At 37.7% G+C, this 22,782-nt stretch carries 19 protein-coding genes; 13 read left to right on the top strand and 6 right to left on the bottom strand.

What is annotated here, in order from left to right; genetic code table 11:
* Positions 1-4: 4 nt before the first annotated feature.
* The 4 genes from AC2SLP_RS02205 to AC2SLP_RS02190 form a co-directional block, all read right to left on the bottom strand.
* On the bottom strand, positions 5-934 hold the full coding sequence (locus AC2SLP_RS02205; RefSeq protein WP_486534987.1) for a branched-chain amino acid transaminase: 930 nt from the start codon (positions 932-934) through the stop codon (positions 5-7).
* A gap of 158 nt (positions 935-1,092) precedes the next feature.
* Complete coding sequence (glnE, locus tag AC2SLP_RS02200; RefSeq protein WP_486535050.1) at positions 1,093-3,918, bottom strand: bifunctional [glutamate--ammonia ligase]-adenylyl-L-tyrosine phosphorylase/[glutamate--ammonia-ligase] adenylyltransferase; 2,826 nt, start codon at positions 3,916-3,918, stop codon at positions 1,093-1,095.
* A gap of 286 nt (positions 3,919-4,204) precedes the next feature.
* The gene (locus tag AC2SLP_RS02195; protein ID WP_486535049.1) at positions 4,205-4,738 is read right to left on the bottom strand and encodes a phosphatase PAP2 family protein; all 534 of its coding nucleotides are present in this window, start codon (positions 4,736-4,738) and stop codon (positions 4,205-4,207) included.
* Positions 4,739-5,136: 398 nt separating this feature from the next.
* The gene (locus tag AC2SLP_RS02190) at positions 5,137-6,639 is read right to left on the bottom strand and encodes a glycosyltransferase family 4 protein (protein ID WP_486534986.1); all 1,503 of its coding nucleotides are present in this window, start codon (positions 6,637-6,639) and stop codon (positions 5,137-5,139) included.
* A 333-nt stretch (positions 6,640-6,972) separates the two neighbouring features.
* On the opposite strand from AC2SLP_RS02190, the gene AC2SLP_RS02185 reads away from it, so the two are divergent.
* From AC2SLP_RS02185 to AC2SLP_RS02170, 4 genes are all read left to right on the top strand, one after another.
* Positions 6,973-7,419, top strand: a complete 447-nt coding sequence (locus AC2SLP_RS02185) for a DsrE family protein (RefSeq protein ID WP_486534985.1) — start codon at positions 6,973-6,975, stop codon at positions 7,417-7,419.
* 245 nt (positions 7,420-7,664) lie between these two features.
* Entirely contained in the window at positions 7,665-7,988 is a 324-nt protein-coding gene (locus AC2SLP_RS02180) for a hypothetical protein (RefSeq protein WP_486534984.1), read from the top strand.
* A 69-nt stretch (positions 7,989-8,057) separates the two neighbouring features.
* On the top strand, positions 8,058-8,408 hold the full coding sequence (locus AC2SLP_RS02175) for a hypothetical protein (RefSeq protein WP_486534983.1): 351 nt from the start codon (positions 8,058-8,060) through the stop codon (positions 8,406-8,408).
* A 43-nt stretch (positions 8,409-8,451) separates the two neighbouring features.
* Positions 8,452-8,820 carry a TusE/DsrC/DsvC family sulfur relay protein gene (locus AC2SLP_RS02170; protein WP_486534982.1) on the top strand — a complete coding sequence of 123 codons (369 nt, stop codon included), beginning with the start codon at positions 8,452-8,454 and terminating at the stop codon, positions 8,818-8,820.
* Between the two features lie 55 nt (positions 8,821-8,875).
* Here AC2SLP_RS02170 and AC2SLP_RS02165 read toward each other — a convergent pair whose 3' ends face one another.
* A complete protein-coding gene (locus AC2SLP_RS02165) occupies positions 8,876-9,421 on the bottom strand; it encodes a tRNA (cytidine(34)-2'-O)-methyltransferase (RefSeq protein WP_486534981.1) in 546 nt (181 codons plus the stop codon).
* 304 nt (positions 9,422-9,725) lie between these two features.
* On the opposite strand from AC2SLP_RS02165, the gene AC2SLP_RS02160 reads away from it, so the two are divergent.
* The 3 genes from AC2SLP_RS02160 to AC2SLP_RS02150 all read left to right on the top strand — a co-directional run bounded on the left by AC2SLP_RS02160 (position 9,726) and on the right by AC2SLP_RS02150 (position 11,600).
* Complete coding sequence (locus tag AC2SLP_RS02160; RefSeq protein WP_486534980.1) at positions 9,726-9,869, top strand: entericidin A/B family lipoprotein; 144 nt, start codon at positions 9,726-9,728, stop codon at positions 9,867-9,869.
* A 394-nt stretch (positions 9,870-10,263) separates the two neighbouring features.
* Positions 10,264-10,794, top strand: coding sequence for an inorganic diphosphatase (locus AC2SLP_RS02155; RefSeq protein WP_486534979.1), 531 nt, complete (start codon positions 10,264-10,266; stop codon positions 10,792-10,794).
* 341 nt (positions 10,795-11,135) lie between these two features.
* The gene (locus AC2SLP_RS02150; RefSeq protein WP_486534978.1) at positions 11,136-11,600 is read left to right on the top strand and encodes a hypothetical protein; all 465 of its coding nucleotides are present in this window, start codon (positions 11,136-11,138) and stop codon (positions 11,598-11,600) included.
* A gap of 22 nt (positions 11,601-11,622) precedes the next feature.
* Here AC2SLP_RS02150 and AC2SLP_RS02145 read toward each other — a convergent pair whose 3' ends face one another.
* A complete protein-coding gene (locus AC2SLP_RS02145; RefSeq protein WP_486534977.1) occupies positions 11,623-12,294 on the bottom strand; it encodes an alpha/beta hydrolase in 672 nt (223 codons plus the stop codon).
* A 253-nt stretch (positions 12,295-12,547) separates the two neighbouring features.
* Between AC2SLP_RS02145 and AC2SLP_RS02140 the strand changes: the two genes are divergently transcribed.
* The 6 genes from AC2SLP_RS02140 (at position 12,548) to AC2SLP_RS02115 (ending at position 22,767) form a co-directional block, all read left to right on the top strand.
* On the top strand, positions 12,548-13,330 hold the full coding sequence (locus AC2SLP_RS02140) for a sulfite exporter TauE/SafE family protein (protein ID WP_486534976.1): 783 nt from the start codon (positions 12,548-12,550) through the stop codon (positions 13,328-13,330).
* A 184-nt stretch (positions 13,331-13,514) separates the two neighbouring features.
* Complete coding sequence (locus tag AC2SLP_RS02135; protein WP_486534975.1) at positions 13,515-14,321, top strand: response regulator; 807 nt, start codon at positions 13,515-13,517, stop codon at positions 14,319-14,321.
* A 227-nt stretch (positions 14,322-14,548) separates the two neighbouring features.
* Positions 14,549-16,684, top strand: coding sequence for a two-component system sensor histidine kinase CreC (creC, locus tag AC2SLP_RS02130; protein WP_486534974.1), 2,136 nt, complete (start codon positions 14,549-14,551; stop codon positions 16,682-16,684).
* Positions 16,685-17,266: 582 nt separating this feature from the next.
* The gene (locus AC2SLP_RS02125; RefSeq protein ID WP_486534973.1) at positions 17,267-19,411 is read left to right on the top strand and encodes a glycosyltransferase family 2 protein; all 2,145 of its coding nucleotides are present in this window, start codon (positions 17,267-17,269) and stop codon (positions 19,409-19,411) included.
* 411 nt (positions 19,412-19,822) lie between these two features.
* Positions 19,823-21,280 (top strand): glycosyltransferase, encoded by a 1,458-nt coding sequence (locus AC2SLP_RS02120; RefSeq protein WP_486534972.1) that lies wholly within the window; start codon positions 19,823-19,825, stop codon positions 21,278-21,280.
* Between the two features lie 173 nt (positions 21,281-21,453).
* Entirely contained in the window at positions 21,454-22,767 is a 1,314-nt protein-coding gene (locus AC2SLP_RS02115; RefSeq protein WP_486534971.1) for a hypothetical protein, read from the top strand.
* The last annotated feature ends 15 nt before the right edge of the window (positions 22,768-22,782 follow it).

Here is a 22,782-nt window from a genome sequence, read left to right as displayed (position 1 = left end):
ACAGTTAATCGATAAAGCTCAACCAATCCATATATTTTTCATTACGACCATGCACCACATCAAAATATAAACTTTGAATTTTTTCGGTGAGCTCGCCACGTCCGCCATTACCAATGGTGCGGTCATCGTATTCACGAATTGGCGTAACCTCAGCTGCCGTACCTGTCATGAATATCTCATCTGCTAAATAAAACTCATCGCGTGTGATACGACGCTCTTTAACTGTGATACCTAAGTCTTCGGCAAATGTCATAATGGTTCGGCGGGTAATGCCATCTAATGCTCCACCTGCAAGATCAGGGGTATGTAATTCACCATCTTTAACTAAAAATAAGTTCTCACCTGAGCCTTGACAGACATAACCTTGAGGATCCATTAAGATGGCCTCATCATAGCCATTACGCGTCACTTCTTGATTGGCCATGATTGATACAGGATAGTTGCTCGCCGCTTTCGCTTTGCACATTGTTACATTCGTCATGTGATGCGTATATGAAGAGGTTTTGACCCTTATACCATTTAGGATACCCTCTTCTCCTAAATAGGCGCCCCACTTCCATGCTGCGACCATCGCGTTAATACTATTATCTGTCGATGAAAGGCCTAGTTTTTCTGCGCCTACCCATATCAGTGGACGTATATAAGCAGATTCAAGGTTATTTTGTTTAACGACTTCTATTTGTGCATTATTTAAATCTGTCTTATCAAACGGCACCTTCATTTGAAAAATCTTTGCAGAGCCTAATAATCGATCTGTATGATCATTTAATCTAAAAATAGCAGTACGTCCGTCATCTGTTTGATACGCGCGTACGCCTTCAAATACTGACATGCCATAGTGCAAACTATGAGTTAATACATGAATTTTTGCATCTGGTTGGTCAATCATATCGCCATTTAACCAAAGCTTTCCATCAGTTGTTGCCATGCTCATATAGATTCTTCCATTTTATAGATTTTAATTTAGTTCAGATTTAAAAGTATATCATTTGCTAAACGAGTAACTAATCCTTAAGCGATAATAACTTAAGATTGGTGGCTGTCTAGAATTAAACTCAATCAATTTATAATTCAAAATTTTTTAACGCATTATCATACAACAATTTCATTCCACTTTGATATAACAAACTCACGAGTTTTGGACCATTTATCTGAATCGACGATCACATCATTATTAGCCAGTGCGATATTATGCATCTCAGATCGCAAATCTAAGTATGCTTGAGTAAGCTTCTCACAAGTATCCAAGTCCCAAACACCCGAATCGGTCAAACTTTTGAGAATACGGACGTTATCACTCCATTTGGTTAATTCTGGATAATCATGTGCGTGAGCTAATACACCGTATTGTGCCATAAACTCTATATCAACAATACCACCTGCGTCTTGTTTTAAATGAAACTTACCTGCTTGCTGTGCTTGTTGATTACTGCCTAAATGATCTTTCATTTTAGAGCGCATCTCTATCACTTGTTGTTTTAAGTCTGCAACATCTCGTTTACGTGTCAAAACCTGATGACGGGTTTCATTAAATGAATGCATAACTCGTCTATCGCCACAAATTGCACGGGCGCGTACTAACGCCTGATGCTCCCAAACCCATGCTTTTTCTAATTGATAGCGCTCAAAGGAACGACTCGATACCACCATCATGCCCGCATTGCCTGAGGGTCTAAGCCGCATATCGATCTCGTAAGCACGGCCATCACGTGTATGCGTGTTCAAATAGGTCATGAGCTTTTGAGCCAATCGCGCTGTAAATTTCATACCACTTAAAGGTTTGGCGCCTGTAGTCATGGCCTGCTCATTGATCTGATGAATAAACACTAAGTCAAGATCAGAGGTATATGACATCTCAATACCGCCAAGCTTACCGTAGCCTATAATCGCAAAGCCATTATGCGCCTCATTTACCGACTCACCTTGTAAGTTTATAGGATAGCCATGACGCTTTACTAATTCTGAGAACGCCCTTTCTAACGTAAACTCTAATACAACCTCGGCAATATCAGTTAACGAATCCGAAACTTTCATAATCGGCCGTTCAGCAATCACGTCACTGGCTGCCACTGCCAATACTTGATTGTTCTTAAAAAGACGTAATACATTTAATAAAAGCTCTTCATCATTAGGCTCAACTCGCAATAACCGTTGCCTTAATATATTTGATAGCTCTTGCTTATCAGGCAGGTGACGATATCGCTGCTGCAAAAAGGAGTCGAGTAACACCGGATAGCGCGTGAGCTCGCCAGCAATCCAAGGACTTGCAGACAGCATAGGGATGAGATTTACCGTCGCATTTGGGTTTTCTGCAAGCATGACAAGATAAATAGATCGACGGCATATGGCTTCAAGTAAGTTTAGCAACCTTGGCAGTGCCACATTAGCCAATCCTTGCTCTCTATCATGTACCAATAAGGCATGAGCAAGTACGGGATAGGCATCATCCAACCTTTGTTTTGCTTCCTCGCTTAGATTTGCAACCAGTTTGCTGTCCCAAAACTGTTGTAATTTGGCTTTATTTTCATCATTTAAAATATCATCCAAATTCTCTATATCGACATTCAGTGTATCAACAGTGTCTGGAGTTTGACGCTCAGTCACCATCCGATCAAAAGGCACATGCACATTTTGTCGGTGATAATTTAAACACTTTATGAATTCATCCCAGTGGTTAAATCCTAAAGTAATGGCTAGATTTTTCTGTAATTCGGTATTGTCTGGCAAACGCTGTGTCTGCTGATCATGAATAGCTTGAATACCATGTTCTACGCGCCGCAAAAATCTATAAGCTTCTTTTAGCTGTTCATAGGTAGTGTCGTCAATAAAATCTAACTGATTTAATGCTCGCATCGCTTTTAAGCAGGCTCTAACTTGCAGCTCGGTATGACGACCACCATAGATCAGCTGAAACGCTTGAACCACAAACTCTATATCTCGTATACCGCCTGCACCCAGCTTAACATTGTCCAAATCTTCACGCTGAGCCACTTGATTATTGATAAGCGATTTCATTTCTCTAAGCGCTGCAAACGCACTATAATCCACGTAATATCTAAAGACGAAAGGCATGATGATGTTATCAAGCTTACACTTAAAGTCATCACTCACCGTATTCACAATACGTGCTTTTAGCCATGCAAAACGCTCCCAAGCACGGCCATGTGCTGAGAAATATTTGTCTAATGCCGACAAATGAATTGCCAAATCACTACCATCGCCCCAAGGTCTCAAACGCATATCAACCCGAAATACAAAACCTTCTGCGGTATTGGCATCTAGAATTTTGATAATACCTTGACCTAAACGTGCCATAAAGCGTTTATTAGCGATAGACTTAGTACCTTTATCTTTATCGCCATCTGTTTCACCGCGCTGATGGTGAACAAATATCAAATCGATGTCGCTCGACAAATTAAGCTCGCAGGCGCCAAGCTTCCCCATCGCATATATTGCCATGTCATCAACTTGTAAGTTACCCTCATTATCAATAAAAGTTGGTTGACCATATCGCTGAACTAATTGATCCCATACATAGTGTTTGGTAAACACAATACAGCAGTCTGCAAAGTCTGATAACTCAGTCGTCACGTCTTCAAGCGTTATTATTCCAAGGGCGTCTTGCCATATCCAGCGCAGCATTAACAACTCCCGCAGACGCCGCAAGCCTCTCATAACCCCTGCTTCATCTGCTCGTTCTAGTCCTCCATTCATATCATCATCTAAGGTGTAATCATCTATCAAATCATTAATCTGCTGACGCGTTAATGCCTCCCCTAAAGGATAGCTATTAATGAAATTCTCACAGATAGTTTTTTTATTTTCAAAGATTTGATAAGCAAAAGGGCTGGCGAGTTTTAAGGTGTTAAGGTGTTCAATAGTAATCTGATCAGCGGTAAAGTTACCTTGATGCGTCATAATACGACAGGTGCAATTTAAGGTCGCTTTAGCGTTAAGTTTGGAATCATTATTCTGAAGCTTTTCATGCTGAGGAACATTATGCTCGGGCGTTGAATGGTTATCTGATGACATGATGTGATACGGCTCCTTAGGTTCAAACATATGATAAGCCTACCACATAACTGACAGAGACAAGATGACTCTTCGTTTAAATTTATTTAAAATCTCCTGTTTTAAAATATTTAATCTTGGTTTTTTAATTCAATTCAAATTACTTATAAGTTATCAGAATGTCGTACTGAATTTATATGAAACTTGAGAATAGCGCTGTTTGCATAACGTACATTTGGATGGTAGTTGCCCATAATGATAATGTGTAGCCTAATACCGCGCCAATAATAACGTCAGAGGGATAATGTAATCCAAGTACCATTCTTGATAGTGCCACTAGTATGGCAAAAGGAAGCATAATGGGTAATAATTCTGGATAGAAACTGCCTAATGTTGACGTAAATAACACTGCTTGCAACGTATGCCCTGATGGAAAACTAAAGACATCTAAAGGCCGCTCACCTAATACGATGACCTGATGAACTTGATAAGGTCTTGGTCTTACCGTTTTGACTTTTAGCACTTTATATAAAGCCAGTCCTATGAGACTAATAAATACTGTAACAGTTAGTGGGATAATCGCTGCTGTACCCTTAAACAGCAACGCAGTGATCATCATCACATACCAAAACCATCCATCTCCTAGGCGGCTTATCAATTTAAAGAATGTGGCTATCCCATAGTTTGTCGAATACTGATTGATATGTATACACAAACTGGTATCCATAGAGACAAAATGATTGGCATAAACGGTTAACGTAGGGCTTTTAGAAATTAAAGTAAATAAAGGGCTTGGTTGTATTGTAGCTTCGTATTTATCTTTTACTAATGGCCCGCTTTTAAGTTTCATGTTTTTCCCCTCTGTGAATATTTAAACAGCTGAACTTTTTAAAAATTTGAACTTTTTAAACATTTAAACTTTAAAACAAGTGAAACTTTGAAGCTTCTAACATTTATAAAGGCGAACGATTGATAAGACGAACCTTTAATAAGTGACATTTGATTAGAAAACATCAAATTAAGTTGTGAAGCTAATAGGTTTTCAAAAATTTTCACTGTATTTATAAACGCACTGGGTTTGAAACTATTTTAAATTTAAACTATCAAGAATTTTAATCCATCAAGCTATAATTTAAGCGTTACATACTGCTCAAACATAGATAGCATTTGTTCGGCAGGTCGTTGCCATGAGAATCCCAGCACACTGTTATACGCGTTACCACCTTGTTGTTTTAATTGCTGCATTTTTGGAAGACTGGCTACCATGTCGATAAATGCTTGTTTATCGCCTTTTGGGGCAAGCTTGCCTTTATCTTGCGTGACTAGCATACCCGCTGCTGCGTCATCAAAAGCAAAGACAGGTAATCCACTTGCCATGGCTTCAATGACGACATTGCCAAATGTTTCTACTTGACTTGCAAACACAAACGCATCGGCGCTAGCATAATGCTCTGATAAATTATGGCCAGTTTGTGCCCCAGTAAAAATAATATCTTCTTGACTACCATTTGATAAGGTCTCAAGACGAGACTTATCGGGCCCATCACCTACTATAACTAATTTGACGGCACGTTGTAATTGGGTACGTTGCAGCGCTTTAAACCCTTCGATAACAACATCTATGCCCTTTTCAGGAGACAAACGGCTCACCATAACCAATACTGTATGATGTTGATTGGCGCCCCACTGCTCACGCAATTGATTGCTACGGTGTTTTGGATTAAACAATTCTAAATCCACACCCCGACCCACTTCATACAAGCGTTTAAACCCTAGCGCCCCTAAGTCCTTAAGTGTTTTGTTACTCGGTACGCATGTGGCTTTTGATGCGTTATGAAACCATTTAAAATACGTCATGAGAGGCTTCGATAAAATACCAAAGCCAAAATGTTCACTAAAATCATGAAACTGTGTGTGATATCCCGTTGTGGCTGGTATCTGCAAACTTTTTGCTGCCATCAAGGCGGCTAATCCCAATGGGCCTTCAGTTGCAATGTGCACGATATCAGGTCGAATTCTTTTTAGAGCTTTTCTAATCGTAAAATATGACGGTAATCCAAACTGTAAGCTCGAATATTTAGGAATTGAAACCCCTTTGACCTGAATATCATTTTGAACAAATGATTGCGGATTTAAGATCGCTGAATCAGAAATTTCATGGGAATTTTTTATGTCATTAGTTTGGGCAACATCGTCATGCATAGGTTTGGGTCTGATTAAGCTAATGGGGTTTCCCATATCTGCCATTTGTTTGGTCAAGCGTTGTAAGCTCATGGCAACGCCATTCATATCAGGCAACCACGTTTCAGTAACAAGCAGAATATGTATCGGTCTAGAATCGGTTTCGTTGTTGGTTAAAGTGTTTGTTAAAATGTTGGTTAAACTCTGACTATTATTTGCTGACGCACTAATGTCGTTTACATGTGCATTTGCTGAATCAAAACTCGTGGCCAAATTATGAACGGAATGTTTCTTCGCCGCATTGCTAGTATCTAAATGTTTAGAATTTAAATTTTTAGCGGTTTGATTAGCACCTTTATTTGAACCTTTAATGGCATCTTTATATGCACTTTGATTTGCATTTGAATGGTAGCTCTCAATAGTCATATTCTTATAAAACGTATCCATGGGTACACTCACTTAAATTGTTTTATAACTCACGCAGTTGATGAGTTTTAAATATATTAAAGGTTAAGTCATATTGAACAAGTTTATAATACGGTTATTTGTTTCATATTAATGTGCTTGTTTATAGATAATGACACCTTATATATTTAATTTATATATACTGTATACCCTTGATTTGACACTTTTATGGCGCTTTAATCACAGTTTTATGACAATCTGTAGCCATATACGCAATTGATGTGCTGTATTCAAGAATTTGAAGTATGCTTATATGACTGAATTTTATGATTGACATTGTCTTGAGCTAATTAAACCTTTTTTAGATATTTTTTTATGACTAAAACTTCAACCTTATTACTAATCACCTCTGACCCTAGCCAGCCTTTAGCTAGCTATGCGCTACGATATGCTAAAGCGTTCTTAGAGGCTCAATGCTCAATAAATACGCCTGATGCCAATTATGCTTCACAGAATGAAGTAAACAACTTGGGCCCACTAAAAGTCTTTTTTTATGGCAATGGCGCGCATACTGCCAACACGTTGCGTTGGCAATCTGCGGATGTAGAAGATATCGCACAGCAGTGGACTCAATTGGCTGATAAGTTTGATCAAAAGCTGCCTGTGTGTGTGAGCACCGCTTTAGCGCGAGGCATAACAGATGACGAGAATGCTTTACGTCATAATTTGGAGGGTAGCAATATCGCAGACGGGTTTGAGTTAGTAGGACTCGGTGAATTGGCGACGCTATTGGCTGAGTCAGATTATGTGGTCACCTTTTAGACCTTTTATAGACGATATAAATAGTTTTATATTTTAATTAATTAACCGCTAGGATTAAGGCTTGTCTTCATTTTGTAAATGGTGTTAAAAATAAAACAAATCGCAGTCAGACAAAGAATAAAGCAAATAAAATATCATAATATTAACCCGGTATTTGACGATGGATGACTAGATTTAGCTATTTTTAGCCCATTTAAATATCATTGTACGATTTGAAAACACGCCCCAATATAATAGGAATTATTGTGAGTATTTTAATTCGTCTCACCACGCCTACTGAATTAGCCACTTATGAAGGCTGTGCTTTAGCGTTAACACTAGCAGCCTTTGAGCAAAATGTTCAATTGATGTTAGGTAGCTCTGTGTTTGGAATTCTGATGCAGTCAAGCAGCCGTTTGCATGGTATGGTTAAATCGTTAGACCTTTACGATATGCCGCCTGCTTGGCTACCTGATGATGTCTTTAGCAGCTGGGTAATGGGAATGGTGCCAAACGAGATAGCACAGCAAGTAGATTTTATACCAGAGGATTTTGATTCGAGTAAATTCGATCACGTATTTTCATTTTAAATTTGAAGCTTTATCGAATTATTTGTTAAATTAAATCTCAAACTTTATTAAATTTAAAAAGAAAACATCATGTCAACTTTATTCCAACTTCATTCCGATATGCAAAATTTGAAATCCATAATTAAATATATGAGTACGTTATGGCAATCTGGGGATAGTCTATTACTACTGGGTGAAACGGTAGCTTACATCGATTGGATTAAAGCGTATATAGAAGACATTAATTATGATGATGAATTTGTTAATAACATTACTGACATCAAACAGATGTACATACTAAAAGACGATATTGAACATTTAAATGAGAGCGCTAAAGTGAACTTACAATTCAAAAACATTCAATCGTTAACGGATACAGAGTGGGTAGTATTGACCCATGAGATTGACCGGGTCATTACACTTGACTCTACTAAAGTATAGTAACTAGATAATAAATAAATACACAATAAATAAACTAAAAACTATGACAGACAAACAGCACCTCAAAGACATAAAGGTTTATTCGGATAACCAAACAGATCTTATCAAACTTGATGACGAAGGCCATTTGGTTGATCATACGCTATGGAACAAAGAGGTGGCTCAGCAGTTAGCCGATGTGCTAAATATTGAGTTAAGTGAATTTCATTACGACGTTTTATCCCATGTGCGTGATTTTCATAAAGAGTTTCATCACCCACCCTCTACCCGCCCGCTTATAAAATACTTAATAACAAAAATGCCGTCTGCTGATATATCAAACCAAAAATTGCAGCAGTTATTTAAGACTGGTCTAGTCGCTCGGCATGTTAATCGTATTGCAGGTCTACCTAAACCGCCAAACTGTTTATAGTAGGCTATTAGCCATATGCGGCTATATATGGTTTATTATACTATTATAAAATTATTTATTTGGGGTCATAAGGCGTAAGCTCAGTGTATCCCGTGCTACGCCCTACATCACCCACAAAGCCTCGCTGACGCCAAACTTCGTATAAACAAATACTGACACTATTCGCAAGATTTAAACTGCGTGAATCAGGTAACATCGGTAACCTTAACCAGTTTTTTTCACCGATATCTGCTCGTATATTGTCTGCTAGTCCTGCTGTCTCAGATCCAAATACCAAGGCTATATTTTCAATCTTATCGCCATTATTGGTATGCGCAAAATCATAGTCGTAGAAAGGATGGCTTAACTTGGTTGTTAGCGCCAACATGATGTCACACCCTTGTTTTTGTAATTCTGCTTTTGCCTGTGTCCAATTTTCATGAACTTTCATATTGGCATATTCATGATAATCGAGTCCTGCGCGTCTTAGCTTTCGATCATCTAAATCAAACCCTAAGGGTTTAACAAGATGTAATTGAGCCCCAGTATTAGCGCATAGTCTAATGGCACTGCCAGTATTATTTGGAATTTTTGGATTTACTAATACAATATGGATGGTCATTTATTTACCTAAAAACATTTAAGGTTAGGGTGGTGTAATTATTTTTACAGTTTTTGACATATTATGTTCAATAACACACATTTAAAATATATTGATATTTTTCAAACTCATATACCATAGCCATTAGAACATAAGATACTCGGTTTGCTAAAATTATTTAGATATATCATCAGCTGAATAACTGGTATTACTTTTAGCTGATAGTATTATTTTATAGTTAACCTAATTTTTAGTTAACCTTAGTTTCTTATCATGTTCTTTGTATTTTAACTGTTTTATTTCACTGACTATTTGAGGATTTATTATGAAAAAGTTAGCAATTGCTTCAATTTCCGCCTTACTTGTTCTTTCTGGTTGCAATACGTTTAAAGGTTTCGGTCAAGACGTTTCTGAAGCTGGTGAGGCTGTAACCGACGCCTCCAGCTCAGTTGAGAAAAAAATCAAATAATTTAGATTTATTATTAAGTTGAATGTCTTTGGTTATATTCTCTATATTTAAGTTAAATTTAGGCTATAAAATCAAAGACCATATATTTCAGCTTGAATTGCTCACATAGCTTAAATTGCTATGTGAGCTTTTTTTATCTTTATTTGATTTAGAAATATAAAAATAATTAAAAGTAGGCTTCAAAACTAAAAATACTTGAACAGCTAAAGCTAATGCAAGCTCATCAACGAATTTAATTAAGCTAATACTTATTTGGAATATTGTCATGACTTGGCAATCATGCAAAAATTGTTATAATCAGCATCACATACAATACTATTCTAAACATACAATACTATACTAAACATACAATACTAACTGAATGCTCATGATAGAGCTTCTTATGGAGAACAAAATGGCAGATTTTAATGAAATTTTAGACGCTGGTGATGTTGATGGCGGCGAGATAAACGTTGTTGTTGAGATACCTACCGGTAGTAACCATAAAATTGAGTGGAATCGTGAGCTGGCCGTATTTGAACTTGATCGCGTTGAACCTATTATTTTCGCTAAGCCTTGCAATTATGGCTTCATTCCCCAAACTTTGGATGAAGATGGCGATGAGCTTGATGCATTAATCATTACTGATCAACCATTAACCACTGGTATTTTCTTAAAAGCGAAAGTCATCGGTGTCATGAAGTTTGTCGATGATGGTGAAGTTGATGATAAAGTGGTTGTGGTACCTGCTGATGACCGCACGACTGGCAACGCTTATAACAGCTTAGAAGATTTGCCAAAACGTCTGATTGAGCAACTTGAGTTTCATTTTAGTCACTACAAAGACCTTAAAAAGCCAGGTACCACCGTAGTTGAGTCATGGGGTGATGTTGCAGAAGCTAAAGAAGTAATTAAAGAAGCCATTCAACGCTGGAAAGATAAATAAGCTAATATCAATAAACCTATATAAATATGCCTAGATAAATAAAATTAGCCAAATAAGCTAAATGCCGTTCAATAGAGTTTTAATTAAGTACTTCAATTCATCATGATTGAAGTGCTTTTTTTATACCATTAGGTAATGTTACTATAAGATCAGTAAAATATAGTCAGCGAACTACTAAACGGTTACGGCGTTAACCTTGCTAAGCCTACATGAGTAGTACTTGCACTCGGTTGCCTTGTAAGCATTTTAGACTTCTTTGACTATAATTCTAGAAACCACTAGTTTGAAAATTGTATAGATACGATCCTTTCAAAACCCAAACCCTCAATAAGCCGCCTGCCATGCTATCAAACCCAATATCCAAAAAGCCCTCAAAACTTCCTAAAAACATCATGCAAATGGTTGAAAAAAACAATTTGGTGTTAGCCATTAAAACGCTTGCTGAAGATAAGAATATTAGTATGGATGAGGCAAAAGCGCTTATAGATGACTATGAAGCGTCGTTAAAATCTCAACAGACCCGTAAAATTGACGCCATTGCTTCTAAGCAAAACAAGTCACAGTCAGATCGATCGTCCGCAGGATTAAACGCCAACTCTGAGCTTAATAAAACAACGTCTACTCATGATAGAACAGCTAACACCATGTCTGACAATGATTTTGAGTCTCTCAATCAAGGTTTGGATAATCATTTAGATAGTATGGGATATAAAAAACCGTTAATACCCTATTGGGCAAAACGGTTACTTATAATTTTAACGATAGTTGTCGTACTTGGTTTTGTATTTTGGCAACTACTGCATTAACCGATATTTTTGAAGACATTGACTATTTTAAAACGTGATTCAACCACTTTCCGATCGACTTTATTTGCGGCAAACATACTTGGTGCGCCATTGGGTACGTATTAAAATCAACATCGTAGCCATATTTGGTTAATGTCTCATGAGCCCGTTGTCCTAATATAACGGGTACAACTGGATCTTGAGTCCCATGATCAATTTTAATCGGTAAGTCTTTATTTATCTGCGTGTAGTTGTCGTTATCGTCGATCGCTAAATAAGTTGATAACGTCAATAGCCCAGCTAATCTTTGCGGATATGTCAGCGCTACTTCATAAGCAATAGCACCACCTTGAGAGAATCCAGCAATCACGATATTACTCGGATTCACCCCGCGCTCTATTTCACGTTGTATCAAATCCACAATAGAATTTGCAGACTTTTGGATTTGTTCAACATCAACCTTTCTTTCTAAGCTCATCTCCAGTATGTCATACCAAGCGGGCATAACCATGCCACCATTAATGGTCACGGGTATATTTGGTGCATGAGGAAATAAAAATCGTATCGCTAAATCGTCATCAAGTCCAAGCTCAGGTACGATAGGTTCAAAATCATGACCGCTCGCACCTAAGCCATGTAGCCAGATAACTGATTTATCAATGGTTTGATGTTTTGGGTTATGTTCTACAACCACGCAGTCTAGAAATTGAGTCATAATCATCCTTATTAAATATCATTTTTCATTGTTTATGGTTTATAGTTTACTTTTATTATTGAGCATCCTTCGTTTAAACAGGCTGTATAAACAGACTATATAAACAAAAACAGAGTCTAGGTTATATTTACAGAACAATTTTAATAGCATGCTTAAAAAATAATAGTGACAACTATAGACCACTCTATAATAAAATCAAATGGTCATAACTAAATGTTTAAATAATCTTACCTACTATACGGGCCGTACCGATATGTTAGAAGATATTTTTCAACTGATACAGACTATTCCGATGTGGCACATAGTCAGCTTATTTGGGCTGGGTTTGATAGCCTTTATTATATCAACCGTTTCTGGCGGAGGCGGCGCATTAATACTCATACCAGCAACATCGGCGGTTATAGGTACAATAGCGGCGCCTCCTGTCATCAATTTAGGCACATTTTTATCGAGACCCGCTCGCCTGCTTATGTTTTGGCAGGATATCGATTGGCGTTTACTTAAGTTCTATGTGCCAAGCGCCCTACTTGGCGCTTGGCTGGCAGGCTTATTATTTAGCCGATTGGATGCAGCATGGATACAATTATTGGTTGGTATTTTTTTAATCTCAACCGTATTTCAATACAGATTTGGACGAATAAATAAAACATTCAATATGCCTAAGGAAGGTTTTATACCTTTAGGTTTTATTGTTGCCTTGGTCAGTACGCTTGTTGGCGGCTTAGGACCTGTATTAAATACCTTTTATATGAACTATGGTTTACAAAAAGAAGATCTTATTGCCACCAAGACCGCTAACTCCTTCTTCGTTGGCATCGCTCAAATTGGGAGTTATACCTTTTTTGGTATTTTAACGCCCAAACTATGGATATATGGATTCATTCTAGGTTTTGGCGCTATACTTGGTAACTACATTGGTAAGCTATTTTTAAAAGGCATAAGTATCCAACAATTTAGAATACTACTCCTGCTCGTTATGAGTCTTAGCGGGGTTTATATGGTGTATAAAAACATATTTGAATTAGGAGCTGCATAGATATTTATAACCTATTCATTAACTTTTCATCATTGAGTCATGTTAATCGCATATATAATGAAGTGGGCTGTGCTACGATATTAACCTCATTAAGTTGTACTTTACTTATATTCATTAACTATCTAAGTCCAATTTATATTAACCAGTTCAATTAAATTTACGTCATCACATTCAGGCTATTCGTATGACCCATTCTGCCTTAAGTTCAGACAATACTCCGACACCCGCTCCGCATATATTGTTAGTAGAAGACGATCCAGCCATTGCTACCTCATTGCGTGTGACTTTTAAGCGTGAAGGTTGGCAGGTAACTTGGTTAGATAATGCCACTAGTGTATTACCAACCTTGCAAAGTTTTAATAAAGAAGGTAAGAATTTGTCTGGCATTATACTCGATGTGGGATTACCTGATGGAGATGGGTTAAGTCTGTGCCAAAACATACGCCATTCTGATGACATCGGACATATCAAGCATTTACCTATAGTGTTTTTGACTGCTCGAAGTGATGAAATAGATCGTATCTTAGGTTTGGAGATGGGCGGTGATGACTATTGTCCTAAGCCATTTAGCCCTAGAGAATTGGTAGCCCGACTAAAAGCCATTTGGCGCCGCGAACAACTTACTGCTACTAGCCCCAGTCAACAATCCGCTAACGATGATGACGTCACCACGCCTAAGATATATGAGCTCGACTCCGGCACATGGCGTTATGAGCCTATGACCTACACGCTGTATTGGAATGAATCAAAGCTTGACCTGAGTAATACTGAGCGTAAACTTCTACTTGCCCTACTTGAGCATCCAGACCGTGTCTTAAGCCGTGAACAACTATTGAATGCCATCAGTGATTATCCTGATCATCGTCTTGCTCGCACAATCGACAGTCATATTAAATCTATTCGTAAACATTTAGATCAATGTCATGACAGTTATGACATTGAAATCATTTATACCCATCGTGGTTTGGGTTATGGACTATGTGCTTCATAATGAATGACAGTTTTAAACATGGAACTTTTAAACATTGAACTAGTTAAACATGGAATTTGTTAAACATGGAATTTGTTAAACATGTAACCTTTTAAACATTGACAGATTTAAACATAGATTCGTTTAACCGTTTGATTGCTCCTTCAATAGTCATCTACTAGATTTGGGTCTGATGGACTTTAAATATAATATGTTCAAAAGTACGTTCAAAATAAATTGAAATTAATATGACTGATTCACCCCATACTAACAACTGGTATTCCAAACTGCATCCCATAGGCAAAGACACACCGCCGACCCATCAAGAGCAGAAACCGGACAAGATTTTAAATCTGAGTTTGTTTTTTAGAATATGGATCGCCGTTGGTATCATCGTTATTATTTCAGGCATTGTTGTTTTTAATCAGCTATTTAATTTTGTACGTCCCATTACCCGTCAAGTGATCGAAGATACCTTAGTTGATACCTCCAAGTTGTTAGCAACAAGTCTTCGATTGGCGGTTGAGTCTGGTAATATTTATGATCCAAATTATCAAGCCATGCTTGACGATGCTTTTTTGGAGCCTAACTTATCCCCTACCACCCTGATTCCCAAAGAACTTAATAACCCTGAACCTAAAAAAAAATTTTTAAAGCCAGAAGCTGCAAAGTCGGAACTTTCGAATCTAGATGCGGTCGAGTCCGCTTCTTCTGAGTCTGTTTATTTAGAAAATAGATCCTCTGCTTTTAGTAAAAAAAACGACGCCTCTTTAAAAGATAATTGGTATCATAAAAAGACTCGAAGCAGCTTTCGTATATACGTCACTGATGCCAACGGTATTGTAATTTACGACTCCCTACCCAGTGATGGATTGGATAATTATTCCAATGCCGAAGGTAAGGACTATTCAAGATGGAATGATGTTAGATTAACTTTGAATGGAAAATATGGTGCTCGTACTACCCGTATTATTGAAGATGACCCGTCCACCTCCGTCATGTATGTGGCACAGCCTATTTATAGCTCTACCAATAAGGATGAGATAATTGGTATCGTCAGTGTCGGTAAACCTACTTCAACGGTGACACCATATCTCGATGCAACGCGCAAACAAATGCTTACCGCATCCTTGTATGTCAGTATTATCACCTTAATTATGGCGGGGCTGGTCGCGTGGTGGTTAAGACAAAGTACGTTGTTGGTCACCCGCTACACTCAATCATTAGCGCAAGAGGCAAAAAAGCCTTACTTTTACTTAGGTCGAGAGCTAAATGAATTGAGCGATACCATTGAAAGCATGAAGCACCGTTTAGAAAACCGAGCATATGTTACCGATTATGTGCATACCTTAACCCATGAATTAAAAAGCCCCCTAACGGCTATTAGAGCCAGTGGTGAGCTTCTTGAAGAAACCGACTTAGACAGTGACGATCGGCTTATGCTCAGTCAAACCATTACTGAGCAAAGTATCAAACTTCAATCACTAATCGATAGACTATTGTTATTGGCAAAAATTGAACAGCCGACTTTTAAGCTAAGCATGCATCTGATTGATCCAAATGACTTAATAAAAACACTCATTGCAAGTAGTGAAATACAGCGCCAAAATCAACATGTCAAAATAGAATACGTGAATCAAATCACACCTTTTTTGACAGACTCCACCGCTTACGCTGACTATGTTTTAGATGCTACAGCAGACACGATAACAAACACTGATCAAATCGATGTATCTGGCTCGCATCTAAGAACTCACTTAAACAATAGTTCAAATACTGATCTAAATAATATAAGCACCGATTTTACAAATAAAAATAAACTAATCTTGGCGGATGAGTTTTGGATAACTCAAGCTCTACAGAATGTTATAGACAATGCGCTGTACTTTGCGCAAAGCAAAGTGCTTATTAAACTATCTATTGAAACCATTCATAACATCGAGTTTATTAAGATGTCATTTATTAATGATGGAGATTTGATTCCTGAATATGCATTAGAAAAAGTTTTTGACCGCTACTTTAGTCTGTCGCATCAGCATCAACAGCAAGCTTCTAAAGCGAATACGTCCTCTAGCCAGCCCTTTACTCAAAATGCCATCCACAACGCACAACCAATGCAAACATCGAGTCAATCTGGTGGTAAAAAAGGAACAGGCTTGGGACTTACGTTAGTGAAACAGGTTATTGAACGTCACGACGGTATGGTAACTATTCATAATCTTGAAGCTTTTGATAATCTTGAAGCTTCTTTAAATACTCATAAACCTACTCAACATCACCCTCATAACGACTATCAAAACTTTGAAAAAATCCCAAGCATAGGATCGGCTAAACCCTTCTCTGGTGTTGAAGTTATAATATATTTACCAGTTGTGATGGATTAGATAGCTTAGACCACTTAGTTGGTGCAATTCTAATCTGCATATATCGTAATCCAGAAAAACTATTTATATACCCTAATTTATTTTGTCATCAATAAGACATATTCAAATCGTATAATTTTTTATTATACGTTTAAGCTAGGTTGGTTTTTTCTAAAAAATAACTCAAATAATAAAAATTTAGCTTAAACTTAGTATCTGTTTTCTTTTTATACGTTTCAATGTATTAGCTTTATAGTTTAATACGGCATAAATGTTGCAGTGTTTACATATAATAGCGTATTAGATAACCAATTTAACCCAATAACCTCATCAACTAAATTAAAATGTTTTAAGTAAAATTTTTAATTAATTTTACTTAACAGTTTACATTCGTTCTTATTTTTTTAAATATATGTATTACTTTTATTTATAGATTTGACTATAAATTTAATGTAGAAGGTAATTAGACCTAAAAAATATAGACCCTAAGAAACTAACTATTCAAAAATTTTAAATAATAAATTTTATTGGCTTAGCTATATGTCATTTGGTCGCCAATATTTACACATCTCTTTATTGGCATATCGAAGCTAAGGTACATGGATGAATACAACAAATTCTAAAAAGCTCATTGATGATTCATTGGTAAAAGAGTCAATGTTATATATTAAGTCAACTATATCTAAAAAAGACACGTCACCTCTTTACTTTGATACCGAATACTTTGATACCGATTACTTTGATACCGACCTTTTAAAACAAATGGACTTTGTTAAAAGTCATAATTACGATTATATTAATAACGATCAGATTTATAAAGGTCATACTAATCACAGCGAATTTAATGGTGGCACTTCACTACATAACCCCTATCAAAATAACTATGTACAGGGTAGCTCTTTAAAAAGTAGCTGTTTACAAAGCAGCTCAGTGAATGAAACTGCGAGTGGAAATGAAAGTGCTAATTCTAAAATAGCGCTTAGTTTTCAAATCATGACCTGTGCTGAGCCGCCTAGCCTGGTGATAGATACGATTGAGTCTTTACTTTCAATCATAGCACCTCAAGATGAAATACTTATCATAGATAATAACAACCAAAAGACTGATTTGTATCAGCCTTTAGCCGAGTATTGCGAGCGTTTAAATCCTGATCTGAACGTGCAATTTCATCACTTTGATAAAGTAGATGGGTACAAAGCGGGTGCCTTGAATCTCGCGTTAGACTTGATGGACCCCAAGTGCTCACACATCGTGGTGGTTGATAGTGATTATCAAGCGCTGCCCTACGCTAGATTAACAATAGCAGAGGCAATACATCAATTCCCGAATCACAGCTTATTACAGTTTCCGCAGTTTTATCGCAGTGAAGATAAAGCGCAGGTTCATAGCGAATTAAATCATTATTTTAATCATCATATCTATCGTGATTTTAATGCCTCGCGCGCATTATCAACGGGTACCTATGCGGTTATTAATCATGCCAAGCTAGTGAGACTTGGAGGATGGTCTTCTGCGTCTATAACGGAAGATGCGCAAATGGGTGTCTCCATGCATCGTCATGGCATGCGTAGTCAGTTTGTTCCCCAAGTCATTGCCACTGGCTTACTGCCCAATACGCTTAAAGACTTAATATCGCAACGCCGCCGCTGGATTTACGGTAACATGCAAGTACTTAGCCAGTACTTCAAAGGGTCATCAAAGTCCCATAAAGGCTTACGTGAACAACTGGCGTACTGGTTTGCACATTTTTCACAGCTTACCGCATGGGTCAATTTTACAGGCCCATCAATCATCTTGCATATCATTGCGTTAATCCTTATCGCAGCATCTTTAGTGGTTTCCATTCCGACTGCGCTGGTTCAGATTATTCTAGCACTGGTTTATGTCAGCTACACTGTATTTGTCTTAAGACGGTTAGCGGCTTATTTATTAGACAAATCACCGTTTAGTCAGGCCGATAGCGTCAGCTCACAAATTAATAAACATAGTTATCCAACATTCAATTCGTACACATCTTCATTGCATAGAGATAGCAATGGCATTGAGAACAATCAGACGTTTACGGACAATCAATTTGCTACGAATAATCAGCCTGTCATTAATAAGCTTGTTATTACTAAACCTGTCATCAACAAGCCTGTAGAAGATAAGCCTACTTATAGGAAACAGACCATAACGCATAGAGTATCTACGTGGTTATTACACTTAACCTTTTGGGAATTAGGCGCTTTATCATGGACACCTGTACTGTTAGGCAAGTCCAAACCTTTTATGTGTACTCCAAAACAGCAGTTGCGTATTAATACTAAATCGGAATGGGTTGAGAACTTTAGAGTAGTTCCAAAGCTTTTGCTCATTTTAAACGTATTAACAGTTCTGATGGTATCGCCGCTAAGCAGTTTTTATTCTCCCTTAATATTTGTAACCGCCATCGTCTTTTTTATTATCAAACTTGGTGGGATTATCACTGCTATTCAGAATTTTATAACCACTCAAACGCCTATTGTTACCTCGCAACGACCTATAGCATCATCGAGTGCTCAAATAAATAATGATTCTGATATAGGCTTTAATGAGGACGTTACTAGTAATGTCAGCGGTTATAAAGGTGCGAATTTTAGTGGCTATGTGCGTAGTGATGTTAGTGGCTCAAAAGCTTATGGGCTATCAAGTAGTGTACAGTTTAGTCAGTCTCATCAATTGTATAAAAGCAATACAGGTAAACTGGCTCATCGGATAACTCAATAGTCTGCAAACTCTGTCACCTCAAAAAATGATGAGTTCTATGTTCCTATAAACCTTAACTACCTAAATAAATGATAATAGATAAAAGATAATAGATAAAAGCCATTAAAGCTTAAGCTTTGAACTTTGCGTTGTCTGCTATAGGTCAGTACATTGTTTAAGGCGGATGATTATATCTTACTTAATTATGAAATCACTAGGTAGACCGTCAAATTTGATGTCTAGAAATTTTTTAAAAATTTTGAATAGCGCTTTATGATTTGGCGACCAAATCAACTAATGTACCTTAAAAGGTTAATCTCTTAACCGTTCAATTGTTTAGGGTCTAACTGCATTCGCTTATATTGATTGATACTATTACTCAATTTCATTAATCGTACAACAACTTAATTTATATATTTACTTGGGAATCTTATGTCATCAGCCATCACTAATACCAAAGCGCCGCTACGTATCGCCATTATAGCCCATTCTTTATACCCGATTGCTGAACCCTTTGCAGGCGGGCTTGAAAAAATGACTCAATCAATCTGCGATGAGTTGGTCGCGCTTGGACATGACGTCCTTTTATATGCGCACAAAGATAGTCAAACTAAAGCTACTTTGATGCCTTTAATGTCAGAAGATGAATTCGATACGCTTATTGGTGAAACGGGACCCAAAAATTTATCCATGGGGCGTGATGAGCTGTATAGCTATTTGGCTTATCAGATTGCTTTGAGAGATATTATTGAGCGATATGAAAATGGGGATATTGATATTGTCCATAACCATAGCTTACATCACATTCCGATGATGACGGGACAAGCGTTAGGGTCTCAATTTTTTACCACATTTCATACTCCGATGTTCCCTGCCCTGCATTTAGCTTTAGTAACATTAACGCGTGGCACCAGTACTCAATTTACGGCGGTTAGCGCCTATCAACAACAGCTGTTTTCGGAATATGTGCCTACAAAAGTCGTCTATAATGGGATAGATGTGGCGTCATTTGATTATAATTTGGAACCTATCGACGATGAGGTTTATTTTTGGTGTGGCCGTATATGTCCAGAAAAAGGGACACATTTGGCCCTTAAATATTGTCTAGAAGCTAATAAGAAACTTGTTATCGCAGGGCCTAAAAGCAATCAAGGCTACTTTGATGAACACGTAAAACCCCTACTTGACGCAGACGCCAAAAAAGGTGAAAACAAACTATTTACTTACCTTGGACATTTAACCAAACCTGAAATTAACGATTATTTATGTCGTTCTACTGCCATGCTGTTTACAAGCACTTGGGGTGAGCCCTATGGACTTACTTTAGCTGAAAGCTTGGCTTGTGGTACGCCAGTGCTAGGTTTCGATGCAGGTGCAAGCTCAGAAATTATAACCTCTGATACCGGTATTATCGTTCCTAAAGAAGATAAAAATGCTTTTATAAATGGCTTTGAGGCTATTCAAAACATATCAAGAAAAGCGTGCCGCAATCGTGCTGTTGAGTTCTGTTCTGTTCAAAACATGGTAGAAGGCTATTTAGCGCTTTATTACTCTACGTTGGCTCTGCTGCCAATATCTGACTTGCATCATAATCAAACTAACAATCAAAACCAGTCTAGTATGTTGAACAGATCGAAAGGGTCAAACAAATCTAAATATTCTTCTAAAGAATATCAGCATGAAGAATTCGAAGAATTCGAAGATCTAACCGAAGACATGGATCCAGATGCACGAGTTGATCAGGGTGCTTATGAGCAGGATCTATCTAAACATAGTAACTCTGAACGCATCACCAATGAATTTAATCTAAACGACCCTGAAAGTATTAAACGTTATAAGATTTCATTGGATTCAAAACGTAGAGCAGCCCAACATGATGAGTCTTCATAACTAGTCTCCTGAACTTATAATCAGTTAGACGGCTAGGCGGTTTGGCAATCTGCCAGTTACCAGTTACCAGTTACCAGTTACCAGTATTCATACTGTACCTGATACTGTAACTGATACTGGAACTCATACAAAAACCAATCATTCATCCAATCAACTAAATAAGTAGTGGCTTAATGAATATAGGATACTATGCACATCATCATGGGTCTGGTCATTGCCGAATGGCAGATAAATTGGCGGGCCTGATGTCGTCTGAAATGAGATATAAATTTACTGTTTTCACAAGCGTGCCCGCTCATGATTATCAGTTTAGCTCTATAGCCGAAACACAGGTTATTAGACTTAACGCTGAAGATGAGCGCCCGGATGATGTGCTTCCAGGCCGCGCTGGTGAGTATTGGCAACCTCATTGTTTGCATTACTCGCCTGTCGGTAATTCAGACATCCAAACTCGTTCTTATCAAATCATTCAAGCAATTCATGAGCGCAATATTACACTTATGATCGTGGATGTCAGTGTTGAAATTGCCATGTTATGCCGTGCAGCCAGCATTCCTTATTTGTATGTGAGACTACCCGGACGTCGTGATGATCTACCCCATTTATCTGCGTTTGCCGGTGCACTTGCAATGGTAGTACCTTACCCCAAAGCTTTAGATCTTAATATAACGCCAAATTGGCTATCTAGAAAATCACTATATTTGGATTTTATTCAATCTAACTCAGCCCATAGCCAATCGTTTGCTAAATTCGTTGTCAATTTACAATCAATGCACGATAGTCAAGGCGTTCAGTCGACGGATAGTGTTGAATCATTTAAACCCGATAACAATTCAGAAACTCTAAACCTATCAGATCGTACTATCGTTACAGTCATCAAAGGCTATGGCGGTCATGCAGCGATAGATAAAAGACTTGCTACCCTACGCAAGCTATTACCCGAAGCATATATTATATCTCTTGGGCCTATTGATGAAGAGGTTCGATCTTATGTAGATTTAGCAGAGCATGTTGACGATGTTATGCCTTATATAGAGCATAGTCACTGTGTCATTATGGCATGCGGACTAAATTCAATTGCACAAGTTTATGATGTGGCAGTACCATTGGTCGTATTGCCTGATGAACGTCCGCATCAAGAACAAGAATTTATGGCGCAAGCACTTATTGCGCAGCATCGCGCGATGGACTGGGATCAATATGAACAGCTTATGTCGGAACACGGCGCACAAGCACTTAAAGACTTTACAACTTGGCAAACCTATTTAACTGAGTCTTTTAAACAGTTGAATCAGGAAAACAATTCCTTTCTAGATACCCGGGCCCAGCTGGACACGCAATACAATGGAACTCAATCTAAGGCATCGACTGAAAAATCTCAGGCTCGATGCTTTGTGCAGAGTTTATCTGAATATACTAAAGTCAAACCTTGGTTTGATCAGTGGTTGTTGCCACAGCTTAATCTTAAACCTAATAAATACTCTTAAAAAACGATTTTAGAT

Source organism: Psychrobacter sp. CX21, assembly GCF_057396255.1.
Note: the sequence above shows the minus strand (reverse complement) of the source record. Positions and strands in the feature narration are given on the sequence as shown.